The sequence below is a fragment of the Cupriavidus nantongensis genome, assembly GCF_041726985.1.
Classification (GTDB): Bacteria; Pseudomonadota; Gammaproteobacteria; order Burkholderiales; family Burkholderiaceae; genus Cupriavidus; species Cupriavidus nantongensis_A.
Genome location: NZ_CP168303.1, coordinates 1,498,108 through 1,514,160 on the forward strand (window position 1 = coordinate 1,498,108; position 16,053 = coordinate 1,514,160).

Genomic DNA, 16,053 nt, shown 5'->3' on the forward strand with positions numbered 1-16,053 from the left:
ACCGCTCGCCGGCACGCAGGTTGCGTGCCGGTCCCGGTAGTTTTATTGGGGAATGGCCCAGACCGCCCAGGCGGTGGGACAGACGTCAAGCCAAATCAATGCGGCAAGCGTTGCGCTGCGATGCCTTGCTCGCCGCCGAGGTCAATCGCGCCGGTCTTAATCGACGTGGTGCACCCATCCAAACGGGTCGGCGATGCTGCCGCGCTGGATGCCGGTCAGCAACGACCGGAGCCGTTGCGTGACTTCACCTTCGCCGCCGTTGCCGATGGTGAATTCGCCGCCGGCGTGGCGCACCTGCCCGATGGCGGTGACGACCGCGGCCGTACCGCAGGCGAAGGTTTCCTTGACCCGGCCACTGGCCGCGTCGGCGCGCCACGACTCGAAGTCGTAGGGCGTTTCGTCGACCGGAATGCCCTCGTGCCGCGCCAGTTCGATGATCGAAGCACGGGTAATGCCCGGCAGGATGGTTCCTTTCAGGGGCGGCGTGCGCAGCGAGCCGTCATCCATCACGAAAAACACGTTCATGCCGCCGAGTTCCTCGATCCAGCGGTGCTCCGCAGCGTCCAGGAACACCACCTGGTCGCAGCCCTTGGCCGCGGCCTCGGTCTGCGCGATCAGGCTGGCTGCGTAATTGCCGCCGCACTTGGCGGCGCCGGTGCCGCCGGAAGCTGCGCGGGTGTATTGATCCGACACCCAGACGGTCACCGCGGACTTGCCGGGCTTGAAATACGGGCCGACCGGACAGGCGATCACGCAAAATACGTATTCGGCCGAGGCGCGCACCCCGAGAAAACTCTCCGAGGCAAACATGAACGGGCGCAGGTACAGGCTTCCCTGGCTGCCGGGAATCCAGGCGCGGTCAATATCGACGAGCGCTTCCACGGCTTGCAGGAAGGTGGCTTCGGGCAGTTCCGCCATCGACATGCGGGCGGCGGAGGCGCGAAAACGCCTGGCGTTCTCCTGCGGCCGGAACAGCGAAATCCTGCCGCCTTCGCCACGGTATGCCTTCATGCCTTCGAAGATCTCCTGCGCATAGTGCAGCACTGCGCAGGCGGGGTCGATCTGGAAAGGACGGCGTGCTTCCACCCTGGCGTCATGCCAGCCGCGACCGTCGGTCCAACGGATTGTGACCATGTGGTCGGTGAACACGCGACCGAAGACGGGGTTCTCCAGCCTGGCAGCGATCTGCTCGGCGGGGGTGGGGCCGGGATGGGGCTCCAGAACGAACTGCAGTGGATTCTCGGTGCTCATGCTTCAGTGCTCGGAGGGAAGTGTTGGGCCGTACGGCCTGGCCGCCGCGGTAGCGTTGCCGGGGCGGGTGCGCTGCAAGGGAGTATCGGGCAAAGGCGCGGCTTCGGGCAACCGGCCGCGGCCTGGTGCGGGCTGGCGCGTGGGGTAGCACTCATGACGTCTGTCTCCGGATGCTTCTTTTTGTTCGGAGCAGTGTATGAAGCGGTCGCCACGCAGTAAATTGAAGAATTCCGACATCTGGTATCTGCAAAACGCATAGCGGGCGATGGTTCATGAGGCGCTGTCGACCCGAGGTCTTCAGGTCAGCGATCGTGACGGCGATCCCATCGGTGGCGAGGTAGGTGCCGTGCCCGACGTGATGCCATATCATGTTGAGGCATCCGCCACCGGATGCTTGCGGCAACGCATCTCCCACCATCCCGTCCTAGCCTGCGCCACGCCAGCATGTCTCGTCCCGATCCCTCTCTTCGCCGGAATAACTGCGTGCCCCAGCCACCGGGCCGGCCAGGAAGCGGGCGCGGCACCTGTGGCAAGGCCGGCCGCGCCCTGATGGTGTTCCTGCTTGCGGGAGTCGGCGCCTGCGGCTCGCTTTCTCATAATGTCCCCCGCAATCTGCCCCAGGCGACGGCGGCCAGCGCCACCGTACCGCTGCGTGAACCCGCCGATGTCGCCGGGCCGACTACCATCGCCATGGCGTTCTCCGGCGGCGGCACGCGCGCCGCGGCGTTCGCCTTCGGCGCGCTGCAGGGGCTTGACGCCATGCGGGGTTCCGGCGGCGCTTCCTTGCTCGACGACGTGGCCTTCATCAGCAGCGTGTCCGGAGGCTCGCTCACCGCCGCCTACTTCGGCCTGCACGGCAAGGACAGCCTGGCAACGTTCCGGTCGGTGCTTCTGAAGGACGGCGAGGCGCGGCTGCGCTTCAGCCTCCTTAACCCTTTCAACCTTGCGCGGCTCTTTGGCGGGGGACTCAATAATCGGGAAGACCTCCGGACCTGGCTGGACGAAGACGTGTTCAAGGGGGCCACCTACGCCGACATGTTCCGGCGCGGCAAGCCGCTGGTGTGGATCAATGCCACCAACGTCTACTATCGGGTCGCATTTCCGTTCAGCCAGCTGGCCTTCGATGCGCTTTGCAGCGATCTCGCCAGCTTTCCCGTCTCCGAGGCGGTTGCGGCTTCGATGGCGGTGCCGCTGTTCTTCGCGCCCATCGTGCTGGAAAAGCATCCCCAGGCCTGCCGTGCGCCGCTGCCCAACCTGGATCACGCCGAGGCGCCGGGGCAATCGCTGCTGATCGGGGCGTTGGCGGTTGCCGTTCGCGGCCACCGGGATCTGTCCAAGGGCAAGTACATCAAGCTGGTCGACGGCGGCGTGACGGACAACTACGGGCTGGCCACCATTTTCCAGTCGCGCCTGCTGCTGGGCACGGCCTACGGGCCCATGAGCGAGAACGACGCCATCAAGGTGCGCCGGCTGCTGTTTGTCGTGGTCGATGCCGGCCAGGGCCCGCGCGGCGACTGGAACCAAAGCCAGGTTGGCCCGTCGGGAATCGAAGTGGCAAACGCGTCCATCGACGCGGCCATGGCCACCAACGTGCGCATGAGCTATGACGCCTTCGTGCCCATGATGCGCCAGTGGCGCAACGACCTGGTCGCCTATCGCTGCGCCATGCCGTTTGCGCGGCAGCAGGCTATCGCCGCAAGCCGTCCGGGCTGGCGCTGCGACGACGTCGAGTTCTTCGTCACGCGGATCGCCTTCGACGCCCTCGACAAGGCGCGCGCCGCAAGCCTGAACGAGTTGCCGACCAGGCTCCGGTTGCCCGAAAAGGATGTCGATCGCCTGATCGAAGCTGGCCGGGACGCCATCCTGGGCAACCCGGTGATCCGCGAGTTCGAGCGCGAAGCCAACGCGGTCCGGTAGTTCCGCTGCCGGCAGATCCAGCGCAGCCGCCTCGCGCCCGGCGATTGGTGCCGGCGCGGTAACAGTGCGTGTACCGCTGCGGCACTACCGGTGCGGCTGGCGCACGGCTACGCTTCGTTCCAAGCGGTTCCTGCCTGCCATCCGGCGCGGGTCCGCCGGAAACCCCCGCCATCTCAGCAGGAGAGATCATGACGCAACGCCTCAATTACTTCCAGCAATCCCCGGAGCTGTCAAAGAAGCTCATGGAGCTCAACAGCCTGTTCGCGAAAACGACGGTCGAGCAGCACATTCGCGAGCTTGTCGAGATTCGCGCGTCGCAGCTCAACGGCTGCGCGTTCTGCGTCGACATGCACATCAAGATGGCGAAGATCCACGGCGAGCGCGAGCTGCGGTTGCATCACGTGGCGATCTGGCGCGAATCGACGCTGTTCTCGCCGCGCGAGCGCGCCGCGCTGGCCTGGACCGAGGCGCTGACCCAGCTGCCCGCGCAAGGGGTGCCGGACGATGTCTACGAGCGCGTGCGCACGCAGTATTCCGAGAAGGAGCTGTCCGACCTGACTTTCCTGGTGGGCGCCATCAACACCTGGAACCGGCTGAACGTCGCCTTCCGCATGGTGCCGGGTTCCTCCGACAAGGCCTTCGGGCTGGACAAGGCCAACCTGGAGTAATGCCATGAAACGGTCGATTGCCATGGCGGCGAGCCTGGTGCTGCTGCTGACGGCGCCGCTGGCCAGCGCCGCGCCGCCCGAGGTGGTGGTCCAGTCGCTGACCACCAAGGCGCTGCCCGACTATGCGGGCAAGGAAGTGCAGATGATCACGGTGGAGTACCCGCCCGGCGGCTTCGACCCGGTGCACCGCCATGACGCGCATGCGTTCGTCTATGTGCTCGAAGGCAGCATTGTCATGGGCGTGAAGGGCGGCAAGGAAGTTACGCTGAAGGCGGGCGAAACCTTCTACGAAGGCCCGGACGATCTTCATACCGTCGGTCGCAATGCCAGCAAGACCAGGCCCGCGAAGTTTGTCGTGTTCCTGCTCAAGAAGCAGGGGGCGCCGGTTTTTACGCCGGTGAATTAGCGCAGCCGTTGCCCGGGCCATGGGGAATCTGCGTTGATCGCATCCGCAACGCTACTTCCCCAGCCAGGCCGCGCGGCGCGCATCGAATTCCCCACCGGCCCTGGCCAGGTGCAGCCACTGGTCAACATACCGCTTGAACACCTCGTCGCCGTTCGGCAGCAGATAGCCCATCTCTGCGTACTGCAGCGGCTTGTCGGGATTGACTGCGCATAGCTCGGGATGGGCCTTGCTCTGGACGATGGCTTCGGCGGCCTCAGTGACGAAGACGTCGGCGTTGCCCCGGATCACCTCGTCGAAAATCGTCAGGTTGTCCTTGTGCATGGTCAGCCTGGCCTGGGACAGGCGCGTGCGGGCGAAGCGCTCGTTGCTGCCGCCGGGATTGGCGATCACGCGCACGCCGGGCTGGTTGATGGCTTCCACGGTCTGGAAGCGCTGCACATTCTCGCAGCGCGTGAGGGGCGTCTTGCCATTGACCATATAGGGCGCGCTGAAATAGGCCTGCTTCTGGCGTTCCAGCGACACCGAGATGCCGCCGGCGCCGATATCGCACTTGCCGCCGAGGAAGTCCGGCATCAGCGTGGCCCAGCTGGTCTTGACGAATTGCGGTCTGGCGCCGAGCGAGCTGGCCAGCGACGTCATCAGGTCCACGTCGAGCCCTTCGTACTGGCCTTCCGACTTCATAAAACTGAAGGGCTTGTAGTCGCCCGGCGTGCAGACGCGCAGCACGCCCGACTGTGCGATGCGGGTCATGGTGGGTGACAGCCCGGCGGCCGGCGTGGCCGGCTGCGAGAACACCGGGGCGGCGCAGAGCAGGGCAACGGCGCTGACGATCGTCCTTGTCATTGGCATTTTCGTTTTTCTCTGGGTGGGATTCGGGAATGTAGCCAGGGCGGCATGCGGAAATATATCGCATGCGCCTGCCCGGGCGCATGTCATCGGCGCGATGCGCAATCCGCCGTCCCGCGGCCTTATTCCCGGCTCGGCACGTAAGTCGACGACTGACCGAAGATCCAGCTCAGTGCCAGTCCGGCGGCCAGGGCGTCCTTCTGGCGCACCAGCGGGCTGTTCTCGAAGCTGGCGCCATCGAGCCGGTCGTAGCGGACGAAGGCGCCGAACCAGACATGGCGAAAGCGCTTGGACAGCGAAGCCAGCGCCATGCTGCCGGAGTATCCGCCCTGTGCGCGGTAGGCCGGTCGCGCCGCGGTGGCGAATTGCTCGTCGACGGAATAAAAATACTGGTTGTAGCGCGCGGTCGAGAACAGCGGACCCGCCATCAGGCCGAGGTTCCAACCGGGCAGGCCACCGACGTTGGCAACGTCGAGGTTCAGGTTGGGCGAGAAGATCCAGCCGATCGCCCTGGGCGACGATTCGACGGTCACGGCCAGCCGTATGGGCAGCCGCAGATCGAGCCTGGTACGGTCCTCGGCGGAATGCCACAGCGTCACCGCCAGCGAGGGCCCGATTTCCACCGCGGTCTTGAGATCCGGCATGCCGCGGCGGACTTCATCCTGGCTGCTCTTGACCGGTAGCGACAGGCCGAGGCTGACATTGAGCTCGATCCGGTCGCTGTCGAACAGCTTGCCGCGCACGCCGTTGCGGTCCGCGCGCAGATGCTCGCCGCGGTAGACGAAGTAGGGCACCGGGAACAGCAGGTTGGCGCGCGAATCCGAGCCGCGGTAGTGTGGCAGGGTGATGCCGCCGACCCCAAGCCCGGCCTCCCACAACGGCCGTTCGATGGCATCGAAATCCTGCGCTGCGCAGGTGGTTGCGAAGGCCGCGGCAATGGCCGGGAGAGTGCGCCAGCGCTTGCGCGGCCGGGTCTGTGGCGAAGCATGCCGTGGTCGGCTGGCGCAATGCCCGGCTCGCATATCGTGGCTCCGGAGGAACTTCGTGGAAGGGCGGGGGAAAACCGGGCAGGACGGATACCTGGGCAAGTATAGCCAGAGCGCGGCCATCTGCGCGGTTCCGGTTCAGCCGCGGTATTTTTCCCACATCTCCCGCACGATCGGTTCCGGCGGCGCCGACGACGCGAAACCGGCGACATTGCCGAACACCCGGGCTATGCGGCGCCTGAACGCATCGAGGTCAGCCGTGGGGCCCGGCAACGCACGGTCGATATCGAGGATGGTACGCAGCTGCCCGGCAGAAAGCGCGGCGATGGCACGCCACAGGTCTTCGGGGCTGGACAGCGGCTGGGCGACACCAGGCATGGCAAGCATTGGTCGACTCCACGCGGATCATGAAGGCTGGTGCGGCGCCGTCGCGCCCTTGTTGCCGTCCGGGTACACGGCCGCCTGGAACGGTGCCAGGCCGATCCGCGCGACCACGTCGACGAAGCGCTCGGCATCGCTGTCGCGATGCGCGAGGTAGGTGCCGATCAGCTTCTCGATCACGTCCGGCACCTGCTCCTGCGCGAACGAGGGGCCGATGATGCGGCCGATCGCCGCGCCGCCGCCGCCGTCCTGGCTGTCGGCGCCGTTCTGCCGGCCGCCGAGGGTGACCTGGTACCAGGCTTCGCCGGCCTTGTCGACGCCGAGGATGCCGATATGGCCGACATGGTGGTGCCCGCACGAGTTGATGCAGCCCGAGATGTTGAGGTCGAGCTCGCCGATGTCGTGCACGTGGTCGAGATCCTCGAAGCGTTCCTGGATCGCCTGCGCCAGCGGGATCGACACCGCATTGGCGAGCGAGCAGAAGTCGCCGCCGGGGCAGGCGATGATGTTGGTGATCCGGCCGACATTGGGCGTCGCCAGGCCGGCGGCATCGAGCGCGCGCCACAGCGCGGGCAGGCCGCTGCGACGCACGTCGGCCAGGATCAGGTTCTGCTCGTGCGAGACCCGCAGTTCGCCAAAGCCGTGGCGCTCGGCGAGGTCGGCCATCAACTCCATCTGGTCGGCGGTAATGTCGCCCGGCGCGCGGCCGGTGGCCTTGAGCGATGCCGTCACCGCGGCATATCCGGCAACGCGGTGCGGATGGACGTTGCTGCGCAGCCAGAGCCGGAATGCGCGGTCGGTGCGGGCGAGTTCGGCGCTTTCATCGGCGCCTTCATCGTCGACTTCATCGGCATCGTCCGCCGCGGCGGGATCATAAGGCGGCACCGTGAAGCGCGCCGCCACCGACGCGACAAAGTCTTCGGTGACGGTATCCGGGCCGCCGCGGATGCGCTGCCATTGCTCCGCGACCTGCTCCCGGAACACCTCCGGCGTGAGATCCTTCACCAGGATCTTGATGCGCGCCTTGTACTTGTTGTCGCGCCTGCCATGCAGGTTGTAGACGCGCAACGTCGCCTGCAGGTAGGTCAGCAGGTCCTGCCATGCGACAAAGGGATTGATCAGCTTGCCGACCATGGGCGTGCGCCCCATGCCGCCGCCGACCCACACGCGGAAGCCGACCTGCCCGTCCTGCTCGACCGCCTGCAGCCCGATGTCGTGCACGCCGACCGCGGCGCGGTCGGTGGTGGCGCCGCTGATCGCGATCTTGAACTTGCGCGGCAGGTAGGCGAACTCGGGGTGCAGCATCGACCATTGCCGCACGATCTCGCACCATACCAGCGGGTTCACCAGCTCGTCGGGCGCGATGCCGGCGAAGTGGTCGGTGGTGGTGTTGCGGATGCAGTTGCCGCTAGTCTGGATGGCGTGCATCTGCACGGTGGCGAGCTCCGCCAGGATGGCGGGCGCGTCTTCGAGGCGCGGCCAGTTGAACTGCAGGTTCTGCCGCGTGCTGAAGTGCCCGTAGCCGCGGTCCCAGCGGCGCGCGATGTCGGCCAGCTTGCGCAGTTGCGTCGACGATAGCATGCCGTAGGGGATGGCCACGCGCAGCATCGGCGCATGGCGCTGGATATACAGGCCGTTCTGCAGCCGCAGCACGCGGAACTCTTCCTCGTCGAGCTCGCCGTCGAGGAAGCGGCGGGTCTGGTCGGTGAACTGCACGACCCGCTCGTCGACCAGCCGCTGGTCGATCTCGTCATAGACATACATGGTGAAGGTCTCCTCGCGCGCAGCGCTAGTCTTTGGCCCGTGCCCGTTCGATCGACATGTCGGTCGGCATCATGTTGAGATCGGCGTTGTGCATCACCCACAGCGAGCCGGCCACGACGATCACGATCAGGAAGCCGGTGCAGGCGAAGATGACGGTGTTGCCGCGCTGGCCCGGGCCGGTGCCGAGGTGCAGGAAGTACACCAGCTGCACCAGCAGCTGTGCGACGCAGAGGCCGACCACCAGCGCGATCGCGGCGTGGCTCGGCAAGGCGCGGGTCATCACCGTGGCAAACGATGCCACGGTCAGCGCCACCGACAGCAGCAGGCCGATGGTGTAGCGCCGCACGCTGCCGTGGACGGCGTGCTCGCCCGCATGGACGGAATGCAGATGGGACGGCTTCATGCAAACTCCCGCAGGTAGACGAAGGTAAACACGCAGATCCACACCAGGTCCAGGAAGTGCCAGAACAGGCTCAGGCACGCCAGCCGGCGCCGCACGATGTCGTCGAGGCCGAAGCGCCGGATCTGGTGGATCATCACCGCCAGCCAGCACAGGCCCGCGGTCACGTGCAGGCCGTGGGTGCCGACCAGCGTGAAGAACGCAGACAGGTAGGCGCTGACGCCGGGACCAGCGCCCTGGTGCAGCAGGTGGGCGAACTCGTAGACCTCCATGGCGACGAACACCGCGCCCAGCACGAAGGTGGCCGCCAGCCAGCGGATCATGCGCGGTGCGGCATTGGCGTCCTGCCGCAGCATCGCCAGGCCGAAGGTGTAGCTGCTGAGCAGCAGCACCATGGTCTCGGCGAACACGAACGGCAGCTCGAACAGCTGCTGCCCGCCAGGGCCGCCCGCGGTGTTGCCGGACAGCACGCCGAAGGTGGCGAACAGCACAGCGAAGATCAGGCAGTCGCTCATCAGGTAGAGCCAGAAGCCCAGCGTGGTATGGGCGGCGGCATCGTGATGGCCGTGGTCCGTGGCGTGCGTGGTTGCGTGCGTGGCGTCGTTGCCCGGATGGTGCAGGCTTGGGGATAGCGTCGGGTTCATGGTTCAGGCAGCTTGCTGCAGTTGGGCGTAGCGGGCGCGCTCGATGCGCTCGACCTCGGCGGCCGGCACGTAGTAGTCCACGTCGCGGTCGTAGCTGCGCAGCACGAAGGTCGCGATCGCGCCGACCAGCCCGGCAATGGCGACCAGCCACATGTGCCAGACCAGCGCAAAGCAGGACACCAGCCCGAACACCGACACCAGGAAGCCGGCCGCGGTGGGGCGCGGCATGTGGATGTCCTCGTAGTGGGCGGGCTGGCGCCATGCGCGCCCGGCCTCCTTGTCTTCCCAGTGCTGCTCCAGCGAGGTGATGTGCGGCACCGTCGCGAAGTTGTAGAACGGCGCCGGCGATGCGGTCGACCATTCCAGGCTGCGGCCGTCCCACGGGTCGCCGGTCAGGTCCCGGTTGTGCTTGCGGTCGCGGATGCTGACGGCCAGCTGCACCATCATCGCCAGGATGCCGGCGCCGATGACGAAGGCGCCGATCATCGCCACCACCAGGTAGGGATGCCAGTCGACGTTGGCGTAGTGGTTCATCCGCCGCGTCATGCCCTTGAAGCCCAGCACGTAGAGCGGCATGAAGGCCAGGAAGAAGCCGGCCAGCCAGCACCAGAACGACACCTTGCCCCAGAACTCGTTGAGCTTGAAGCCGAACACCTTGGGGAACCAGAAGCTGATCGCGGCCAGGCAGCCGAACAGCACGCCGCCGATGATCACGTTATGGAAGTGGGCCACCAGGAAAAGGCTGTTGTGCAGCACGAAGTCGGCGCCCGGCACCGCCAGCAGCACGCCGGTCATGCCGCCGATCGCGAACGTCACCATGAAGCCGATGGTCCACATGGTCGAGGTATGGAAGCGGATTCGGCCCCGGTACATGGTGAACAGCCAGTTGAACAGCTTGACGCCGGTCGGGATCGAGATGATCGACGTCATGATGCCGAAGAAGGCATTGACGTTGGCGCCCGAGCCCATGGTGAAGAAGTGGTGCAGCCAGACGAAGAACGACAGCACGCCGATCGACGAGGTCGCATAGACCATCGACTTGTAGCCGAACAGCGGCTTGCGCGAGAACGTGGCGATGATTTCCGAGAACGCGCCGAACGCGGGCAGGATCAGCACATAGACCTCGGGGTGGCCCCAGATCCAGATCAGGTTCACGTACATCATGGCGTTGCCGCCCAGCTCGTTGGTGAAGAAATGCATGCCGAGGTAGCGGTCGGCGGTGAGCAGGGCCAGCGTGGCGGTCAGCACCGGGAAGATGGCGACGATCAGGATGTTGGTGACCAGCGCGGTCCAGGTGAACACCGGCATCTTCATCAGCGTCAGGCCCGGCGCGCGCATGCGCAGGATGGTGACGATGAAGTTGATGCCCGTCAGCGTGGTGCCCAGCCCCGATATCTGCAACGACCAGATGTAGTAGTCGACGCCGACGGTGGGGCTGTAGCCGAGCTCGGACAACGGCGGGTAGGCCACCCAGCCGGTCGCGGCGAAGTCGCCGACGAACATCGACAACATCACCAGCACCGCGCCCATCGCCGACAGCCAGAAGCTGAGCGAGTTGACGAACGGGAACGCCACGTCGCGCGCGCCGATCTGCAGCGGCACGATCACGTTCATCAGCCCCACCACCAGCGGCGTGGCGACGTAGAAGATCATGATCACGCCGTGCGCCGTGAAGATCTGGTCGTAGTGGTGCGGCGGCAGGTAGCCCGCCGCATCGCCGTAGGCGATGGCCTGCTGCGTGCGCATCAGGATCGCGTCGGCGAAGCCGCGCAGCAGCATCACCAGGGCCAGGATGATGTACATCACCCCGACCTTCTTGTGGTCGACCGAGCAGATCCACTCGGTCCACAGGTATTTCCACTTGCGGTAGTAGGTGATGGCGCCGAGCAGCGCGGCGCCCAGCACGATCACCACGGCCAGCGTCCCCATGATGATCGGCTCGTGGTAGGGGATGGCCTCGAGGTTCAGTTTTCCTAGCATGTCATTGCTCCATGCGGCCGGGCTGCGCCGGGGGAACGCGCTGCAAGGCCTGCAGAGATTCGGGGGTGTCCGCGCGGCACACGGCGCCGTAGGCCTGCATGTACTTGTCGACCACCTGGTCGAACAGCTTCGGCGTCACCGAGGCGTACAGCGCGACCGGATCCTTGCTGCTGGGCTGCTCCAGCGCGCGGTAGGTGTTGGCATCGAGCGCCTGGGCCGAAGCGCGGGCCTTGCCGATCCACGCGTCGAATTCCTCGCGCGAGGTCGCCAGGGTCTTGAAATGCATGTCCGAGAAGCCGGCGCCGCTGTAGGCTGCCGACTGGCCGAGATAGACGCCTGGCGTGTCGGCGATCAGGTGCAGGCGGGTCTGCATGCCGGCCATGGTGTAGACCATGCTGCCGAGCTGCGGAATGAAGAACGCGTTCATCATCGATTCCGAGGTCAGCCGGAAGCTGACGGGCGTGCCGACCGGGATGGCCAGCTGGTTCACCGAGGCGACGCCGTACTCCGGATAGACGAACAGCCATTTCCAGTTCAGCGCGATGACGTCGACCTGCAGCGGCTTGACCTCCGATTCCAGCGGCCGGTACGGGTCGAGCTTGTGCGTCGAGTCCCAGATCAGCACGGCCAGGCAGGCCACGATCACGCACGGGATGCCCCACACCACGATCTCGATCCTGGTCGAGTGCGACCATGTGGGCGCGTAGGTCGCGCGCGTGTTGCTTTCGCGGTAGCGCCACGCAAACCACAGCGTCAGGAAGATCACCGGGATCACGACCATCAGCATCACGAACAGCGATATCAGGATCAGCGATTTCTCCTGCTCGCCGATGCTGCCCTTGGGATTGAGCAGTTCGAGGTTGCAGCCGCTGAGCAGGGCGCTCAGGCCGGCGGCTAGCAGCAACACGCCGATACGGGGCGGCCACGTTGGCGATGGACTGTGGCGGGAGGGCGGGCGGGGCAGCGGGCCTTGTCGGTTCTGGCTTGCCGGCCCGGCGATAGGTTTGAGCATGTCGGACACCTTGGTTACGGATTACCGAAGGCATCCGGCCACGCGCTCCGATTCAAGTGCTGCGTCAGCCCCGCGCGGGCGTGGCTTGTATGGATTCCTTCGGCAATGTCTGGCATGCTATTCGAAGACAAAGGCCATACATCGAGGAAAATTTTGGCTGCAGAATCCATACAAGACAGCGAAATCGCAGCCAGATGGGAGCTGCGGATCGCCACCTCCGGCGTTGCCCGATACTTGCAAATCGTCGAATACATCGAGCGCGCCATCGGCGAGGGCCGGCTCGTGGCCGGCGACCGCGTACCGCCGCAGCGCAGCCTGGCGCAAGCGCTCGGCGTCGACCTGACCACGGTCACGCGGGCCTATAACGAGGCCCGGCGGCGCCAGCTGATCGAGGCCCGGGGCGCGCTCGGCACCTTTATCGCCGCGCCGCGCGCGGAACTGGCGCGGGTGGTCGACATGAGCATGAACGTGCCGCCGCCACCGGCCGGCGTGGATTTCCACGACCTGTTGCGGCGCGGCCTGAACCAGGTGCTGCTGCGCAGCGACCCGCAGCTGCTGATGACCTACCAGCTTGGCGGCGGCAGTGCGTCGGACCGCGCGGCCGGGGCGCTCTGGCTGTCGCCGATGTTCGGGCCGGTCGACACGGCGCGGCTGGTGGTGTGCCCCGGCGCGCAGGCCGCGCTGGCTGCGGTGATCCTGAGCCGCACCCGGCCCGGCGAGGCGATCGTGACCGAGCCGCTGGCCTACCCGGGAATCCGTGCCGCGGCGGCGCAACTGGGCCGGCGCGTGGTAGTCGCGCCCTGCGACGCGGAGGGGATGCTGCCCGACGCGCTCGCCGCCGCCCGCGCCGACGGCGCCACGCTGGCCTACCTCAACCCGACCGCGCAGAACCCCACCACCCACACCATGCCGGCCTCGCGCCGTGCCGAGCTGGCCAGCGCGGCCGAGCGCTGCGATATCGCGCTGCTCGAGGACGACCCCTACTGGCTGCTGACGCCGTCCGCGCCGCCTCCGCTGGCAAGCTTTGCGCCCGCCCGCACCTACTACGTCGCGACGCTGTCCAAGGCGCTGAGTCCGGGACTGCGCACCGCTTATGTGCTGTTGCCCGAAGGCCGCGGCGGCGACGACCTGCTGGCGCCGCTACGCGCCTTCGCGCTGATGCCAGCGCCCATGACCGCGGCGCTGGCGACGCAATGGATCCATGACGGCTCGGCCATGCAATTGCTCGAAGGCATCCGCGCCGAAGCGCTGGCGCGCTGTGCCCTGGCCAGCCGCTGGCTGAGCGGGATGGGCCAGCTGCCGCCCAGCGGCATCCACGTGTGGCACCGTCTTCCGTCCCACTGGTCGGCGCAGCAGCTGGCCAGCGCCGCGCTGGCGGAAGACCTGCGCGTCACGCCTTCCGATGTGTTCTGGGACGGCGCAGGCGCGCCCAATGCCATCCGGATTTCGCTGGGCGGCGTGGACGACCGGGCCCAGCTGGCGCACGCGCTGCGCAGGCTGGCGGCGCTGCTGGAGCGCGGGCCCCGGCAGCATCCCATCACGATCGTCTAGCGGACCCAGCGCTCGACCCGCGCCTGCAAGCGCGGCCCCACCAGCAGGATGGCGGGGATGACGATCACATAGCCGACGCCCCACGAGCGCAGCCAGGTCAGCACAAAGACCTCGGTGAAGCCGATATTGAGGGCGAGCAGGGCGAACGAGATGATCCCCGTAGTCACCACGCCCATCGACAGAGCGAAGGCGATTTTCCGTTTCAGTTCTACGTTCATGGCGAATTTCCCGGACGATTAGCGCGCAATGCCGTACCGCGCGGCCGGCTGCGCATGCGAAAGATTGGGGCCGAGCGCGGCGCGTGCCGCCTCGAAGGCCTGCCAGTCCGCGGCGTCCGGCAACGACGGCAGCGTGATCACCTCCCCCTGGTCCAGTCCTGCCAGTGCAGCATCGACCAGGTCGTCGCCGTCCATCACCAGCGTTTCCGGCAGGTTTTCGACAGGGTGCCCGGCGATGTCCCAGAACGCCGTGCGGGTCGCCCCCGGCAGCACCGCCTGGACGCGCACGCCCTGGCTGGCAAGCTCATGTTGCAGCGACTGGGTAAAGGCCAGCACAAAGGCCTTGGAGCCGCCGTACACGCCGTTCAGCACCTCGGGCGCGATCGCGACGATCGAGGCAATATTGATGATCGTGCCCTGGCCTCGCGCCACGAAGGCCGGGGCGGCAGCGTAGGTGAGGCGGGTCAGCGCCGTGACGTTGAGCTCGATCATCGCCTGCATGGTGTCCGCATCCGACGCCAGCAAAGGCGACGCGCCACCGAAGCCCGCGTTGTTGACCAGCGTGGTGATGCTGGCGTCGGTCCTCAGGATGTTCTCGACATGGCGTACCCCGGCCGCCTGGCCCAGGTCGGCCGTGACGATCTCGACGGAGCGGCCGGTCTGGTCGGTGATGCGCCGCGCCAGCGCCTCGAGCCGGCTGCGGTTGCGCGCCACCAGGATCAGGTCATGGCCGCGGCGCGCGAGCCGATCCGCGTAGATGGCCCCGATACCCGAAGAAGCCCCGGTGATCAGGGCGGTGCCAGCGTAGGTATGAGTTGTCACGTTGAAGCTCCATAACAGTGGGAAGGGAGTGAGAGTTCCGTGGCAGCCGGCCGTGCGTATCGCCGCTGCGTGCATCGAAGATTAGGTGCACAATGGTGATGGCAACAATGTCGTAGATCCCACCTTTTATGCCATGGCGGGAAAGGTCCCTTCCACCGCCATCAGGAGTTCACCATGCACCATGTAGCCCTGGCCCTCTATCCCGGCTTCCAGGCGCTGAACCTTGCGGTGTCAACGGTGCTCGAGTTCGCCAACCGCGCGCTTGGCGAGCCGCTGTATCGGGTGCACTTGCTGTCCGAACATGGCGGCCCCGTGGCGAGTTCCGGCGGCTTTGCCGTCAGCACCGCTCCCTTCGGCCGGCGTCGCTTCGATACCGTGCTGGTGGTGGGCGACAATGACGTCCTGCCTGCGCCGCCGGCCCTGTTGAAGTTCCTGCAGCGCGCGGCGCGCACTTCGCGGCGCATCGGCGCCACGTGTACCGGTGCCTTCACCCTGGCGGAGGCCGGCTTGCTGGCCGGCCGCCGTGCCACCACGCACTGGTATTACGCCGAGGAGCTGCGGCGCCGCTTCCCGGACGTCAGCGTGGAGGAGGACCGCATCTTCATCATCGACGGGCCGGTGTGGACATCGGCCGGGATGTCGGCCTGCATCGACCTGGCGCTGGCACTGGTGGAGAAGGACGCGGGCGCCGCCGTCGCGCGCGGCGTGGCCAAGAGCCTGGTTGTGTACCATCGCCGCGCCGGCGGCCAGTCACAATTTTCGGCGCTGCTGGACCTGGAGCCGCGCTCCGACCGCATTCGCGGCGCGCTGGATTTCGCCCGGCAGAACTTGCAACAGGACCTGTCGGTGGAGCAGCTCGCGAATGCCGCGCACCTCAGCGCCCGCCAGTTCTCGCGCGCCTTCCGCGACGAAACCGGCCAGAGCCCGGCCAAAGCCGTGGAGCGCCTGCGCGTCGAGGCGGCGCGGCTGATGATGGAAAGCGGCCGCCACCCGATCGACGTGGTGGCCCGCGATACCGGCTTTGGCGATCCCGAGCGCATGCGGCGGGCCTTCCTGCGGGCATTCGGGCAACCCCCGCAGGCGATCCGCCGCCTGGCGCGCGGCGGCGCCTTGCAGACGGCTTAGTTGGTGTAGCCGTCACATTGGCTGGATATGGGTGTTCCGAGGCAGGGCGTCTTTCGCGAACGCCGGAAGCGGAATCGCGCCG

At 66.8% G+C, this 16,053-nt stretch carries 16 protein-coding genes; 5 read left to right on the forward strand and 11 right to left on the reverse strand.

Annotated elements, in window-relative coordinates; all coding sequences use genetic code 11:
- Nucleotides 1-156 precede the first annotated feature (156 nt).
- Nucleotides 157-1,251, reverse strand: coding sequence for a branched-chain amino acid aminotransferase (locus ACEI37_RS18235; RefSeq protein WP_373380066.1), 1,095 nt, complete (start codon nt 1,249-1,251; stop codon nt 157-159).
- A 483-nt stretch (nt 1,252-1,734) separates the two neighbouring features.
- Between ACEI37_RS18235 and ACEI37_RS18240 the strand changes: the two genes are divergently transcribed.
- The 3 genes from ACEI37_RS18240 to ACEI37_RS18250 all read left to right on the forward strand — a co-directional run bounded on the left by ACEI37_RS18240 (nt 1,735) and on the right by ACEI37_RS18250 (nt 4,242).
- The gene (locus ACEI37_RS18240) at nt 1,735-3,168 is read left to right on the forward strand and encodes a patatin-like phospholipase family protein (RefSeq protein ID WP_373380067.1); all 1,434 of its coding nucleotides are present in this window, start codon (nt 1,735-1,737) and stop codon (nt 3,166-3,168) included.
- A 188-nt stretch (nt 3,169-3,356) separates the two neighbouring features.
- The gene (locus tag ACEI37_RS18245) at nt 3,357-3,836 is read left to right on the forward strand and encodes a carboxymuconolactone decarboxylase family protein (RefSeq protein WP_111520952.1); all 480 of its coding nucleotides are present in this window, start codon (nt 3,357-3,359) and stop codon (nt 3,834-3,836) included.
- Nucleotides 3,837-3,840: 4 nt separating this feature from the next.
- Nucleotides 3,841-4,242 (forward strand): cupin domain-containing protein, encoded by a 402-nt coding sequence (locus tag ACEI37_RS18250; protein ID WP_373380068.1) that lies wholly within the window; start codon nt 3,841-3,843, stop codon nt 4,240-4,242.
- A gap of 51 nt (nt 4,243-4,293) precedes the next feature.
- Here the strand turns inward: ACEI37_RS18250 and ACEI37_RS18255 are convergent, their stop codons facing one another.
- From ACEI37_RS18255 to cyoA, 8 genes are all read right to left on the reverse strand, one after another.
- On the reverse strand, nt 4,294-5,085 hold the full coding sequence (locus tag ACEI37_RS18255) for a transporter substrate-binding domain-containing protein (protein ID WP_373380069.1): 792 nt from the start codon (nt 5,083-5,085) through the stop codon (nt 4,294-4,296).
- 125 nt (nt 5,086-5,210) lie between these two features.
- Entirely contained in the window at nt 5,211-6,110 is a 900-nt protein-coding gene (locus ACEI37_RS18260) for a MipA/OmpV family protein (RefSeq protein WP_373380070.1), read from the reverse strand.
- Between the two features lie 102 nt (nt 6,111-6,212).
- On the reverse strand, nt 6,213-6,461 hold the full coding sequence (locus ACEI37_RS18265; protein WP_373380071.1) for a hypothetical protein: 249 nt from the start codon (nt 6,459-6,461) through the stop codon (nt 6,213-6,215).
- Between the two features lie 18 nt (nt 6,462-6,479).
- Nucleotides 6,480-8,219 carry a nitrite/sulfite reductase gene (locus ACEI37_RS18270; RefSeq protein ID WP_373380072.1) on the reverse strand — a complete coding sequence of 580 codons (1,740 nt, stop codon included), beginning with the start codon at nt 8,217-8,219 and terminating at the stop codon, nt 6,480-6,482.
- 25 nt (nt 8,220-8,244) lie between these two features.
- Nucleotides 8,245-8,622 (reverse strand): cytochrome o ubiquinol oxidase subunit IV, encoded by a 378-nt coding sequence (gene cyoD / locus ACEI37_RS18275; protein ID WP_373380073.1) that lies wholly within the window; start codon nt 8,620-8,622, stop codon nt 8,245-8,247.
- Nucleotides 8,619-9,263 (reverse strand): cytochrome o ubiquinol oxidase subunit III, encoded by a 645-nt coding sequence (gene cyoC, locus ACEI37_RS18280; protein WP_373380074.1) that lies wholly within the window; start codon nt 9,261-9,263, stop codon nt 8,619-8,621. Before cyoC ends, cyoD begins: the two co-directional genes overlap by 4 nt.
- A gap of 3 nt (nt 9,264-9,266) precedes the next feature.
- On the reverse strand, nt 9,267-11,243 hold the full coding sequence (gene cyoB, locus ACEI37_RS18285; protein ID WP_373380075.1) for a cytochrome o ubiquinol oxidase subunit I: 1,977 nt from the start codon (nt 11,241-11,243) through the stop codon (nt 9,267-9,269).
- 1 nt (nt 11,244) lies between these two features.
- Nucleotides 11,245-12,255 (reverse strand): ubiquinol oxidase subunit II, encoded by a 1,011-nt coding sequence (gene cyoA / locus ACEI37_RS18290; RefSeq protein WP_373380076.1) that lies wholly within the window; start codon nt 12,253-12,255, stop codon nt 11,245-11,247.
- Nucleotides 12,256-12,489: 234 nt separating this feature from the next.
- Here cyoA and ACEI37_RS18295 point away from each other — a divergent pair, with 234 nt between their 5' ends.
- Entirely contained in the window at nt 12,490-13,806 is a 1,317-nt protein-coding gene (locus ACEI37_RS18295) for a PLP-dependent aminotransferase family protein (RefSeq protein ID WP_373380077.1), read from the forward strand.
- On the opposite strand, the gene ACEI37_RS18300 is transcribed toward ACEI37_RS18295, so the two are convergent.
- Together ACEI37_RS18300 and ACEI37_RS18305 are read right to left on the reverse strand one after the other, a co-directional pair.
- On the reverse strand, nt 13,803-14,024 hold the full coding sequence (locus ACEI37_RS18300; protein WP_373380078.1) for a DUF2798 domain-containing protein: 222 nt from the start codon (nt 14,022-14,024) through the stop codon (nt 13,803-13,805). The two genes, ACEI37_RS18295 and ACEI37_RS18300, sit on opposite strands and share 4 nt — an antisense overlap.
- Before the next feature lie 18 nt (nt 14,025-14,042).
- Nucleotides 14,043-14,846, reverse strand: a complete 804-nt coding sequence (locus ACEI37_RS18305; RefSeq protein ID WP_373380079.1) for an SDR family NAD(P)-dependent oxidoreductase — start codon at nt 14,844-14,846, stop codon at nt 14,043-14,045.
- 174 nt (nt 14,847-15,020) lie between these two features.
- On the opposite strand from ACEI37_RS18305, the gene ACEI37_RS18310 reads away from it, so the two are divergent.
- Complete coding sequence (locus tag ACEI37_RS18310) at nt 15,021-15,971, forward strand: GlxA family transcriptional regulator (protein WP_373380080.1); 951 nt, start codon at nt 15,021-15,023, stop codon at nt 15,969-15,971.
- Nucleotides 15,972-16,053: the final 82 nt, after the last annotated feature.

Excerpts from the sequence above, each read along its gene's own strand:
- ACEI37_RS18245 (WP_111520952.1), top strand. The coding sequence starts at position 3,357 with ATGACGCAACGCCTCAATTACTTCCAGCAATCCCCGGAGCTGTCAAAG.
- ACEI37_RS18250 (WP_373380068.1), top strand. The coding sequence starts at position 3,841 with ATGAAACGGTCGATTGCCATGGCGGCGAGCCTGGTGCTGCTGCTGACG.
- ACEI37_RS18255 (WP_373380069.1), bottom strand. The coding sequence starts at position 5,085 with ATGACAAGGACGATCGTCAGCGCCGTTGCCCTGCTCTGCGCCGCCCCG.
- ACEI37_RS18270 (WP_373380072.1), bottom strand. The coding sequence starts at position 8,219 with ATGTATGTCTATGACGAGATCGACCAGCGGCTGGTCGACGAGCGGGTC.
- cyoA (WP_373380076.1), bottom strand. The coding sequence starts at position 12,255 with ATGCTCAAACCTATCGCCGGGCCGGCAAGCCAGAACCGACAAGGCCCG.
- ACEI37_RS18265 (WP_373380071.1), bottom strand. The coding sequence starts at position 6,461 with ATGCTTGCCATGCCTGGTGTCGCCCAGCCGCTGTCCAGCCCCGAAGAC.
- cyoC (WP_373380074.1), bottom strand. The coding sequence starts at position 9,263 with ATGAACCCGACGCTATCCCCAAGCCTGCACCATCCGGGCAACGACGCC.
- ACEI37_RS18260 (WP_373380070.1), bottom strand. The coding sequence starts at position 6,110 with ATGCGAGCCGGGCATTGCGCCAGCCGACCACGGCATGCTTCGCCACAG.
- ACEI37_RS18310 (WP_373380080.1), top strand. The coding sequence starts at position 15,021 with ATGCACCATGTAGCCCTGGCCCTCTATCCCGGCTTCCAGGCGCTGAAC.
- cyoB (WP_373380075.1), bottom strand. The coding sequence starts at position 11,243 with ATGCTAGGAAAACTGAACCTCGAGGCCATCCCCTACCACGAGCCGATC.
- ACEI37_RS18235 (WP_373380066.1), bottom strand. The coding sequence starts at position 1,251 with ATGAGCACCGAGAATCCACTGCAGTTCGTTCTGGAGCCCCATCCCGGC.
- ACEI37_RS18300 (WP_373380078.1), bottom strand. The coding sequence starts at position 14,024 with ATGAACGTAGAACTGAAACGGAAAATCGCCTTCGCTCTGTCGATGGGC.
- cyoD (WP_373380073.1), bottom strand. The coding sequence starts at position 8,622 with ATGAAGCCGTCCCATCTGCATTCCGTCCATGCGGGCGAGCACGCCGTC.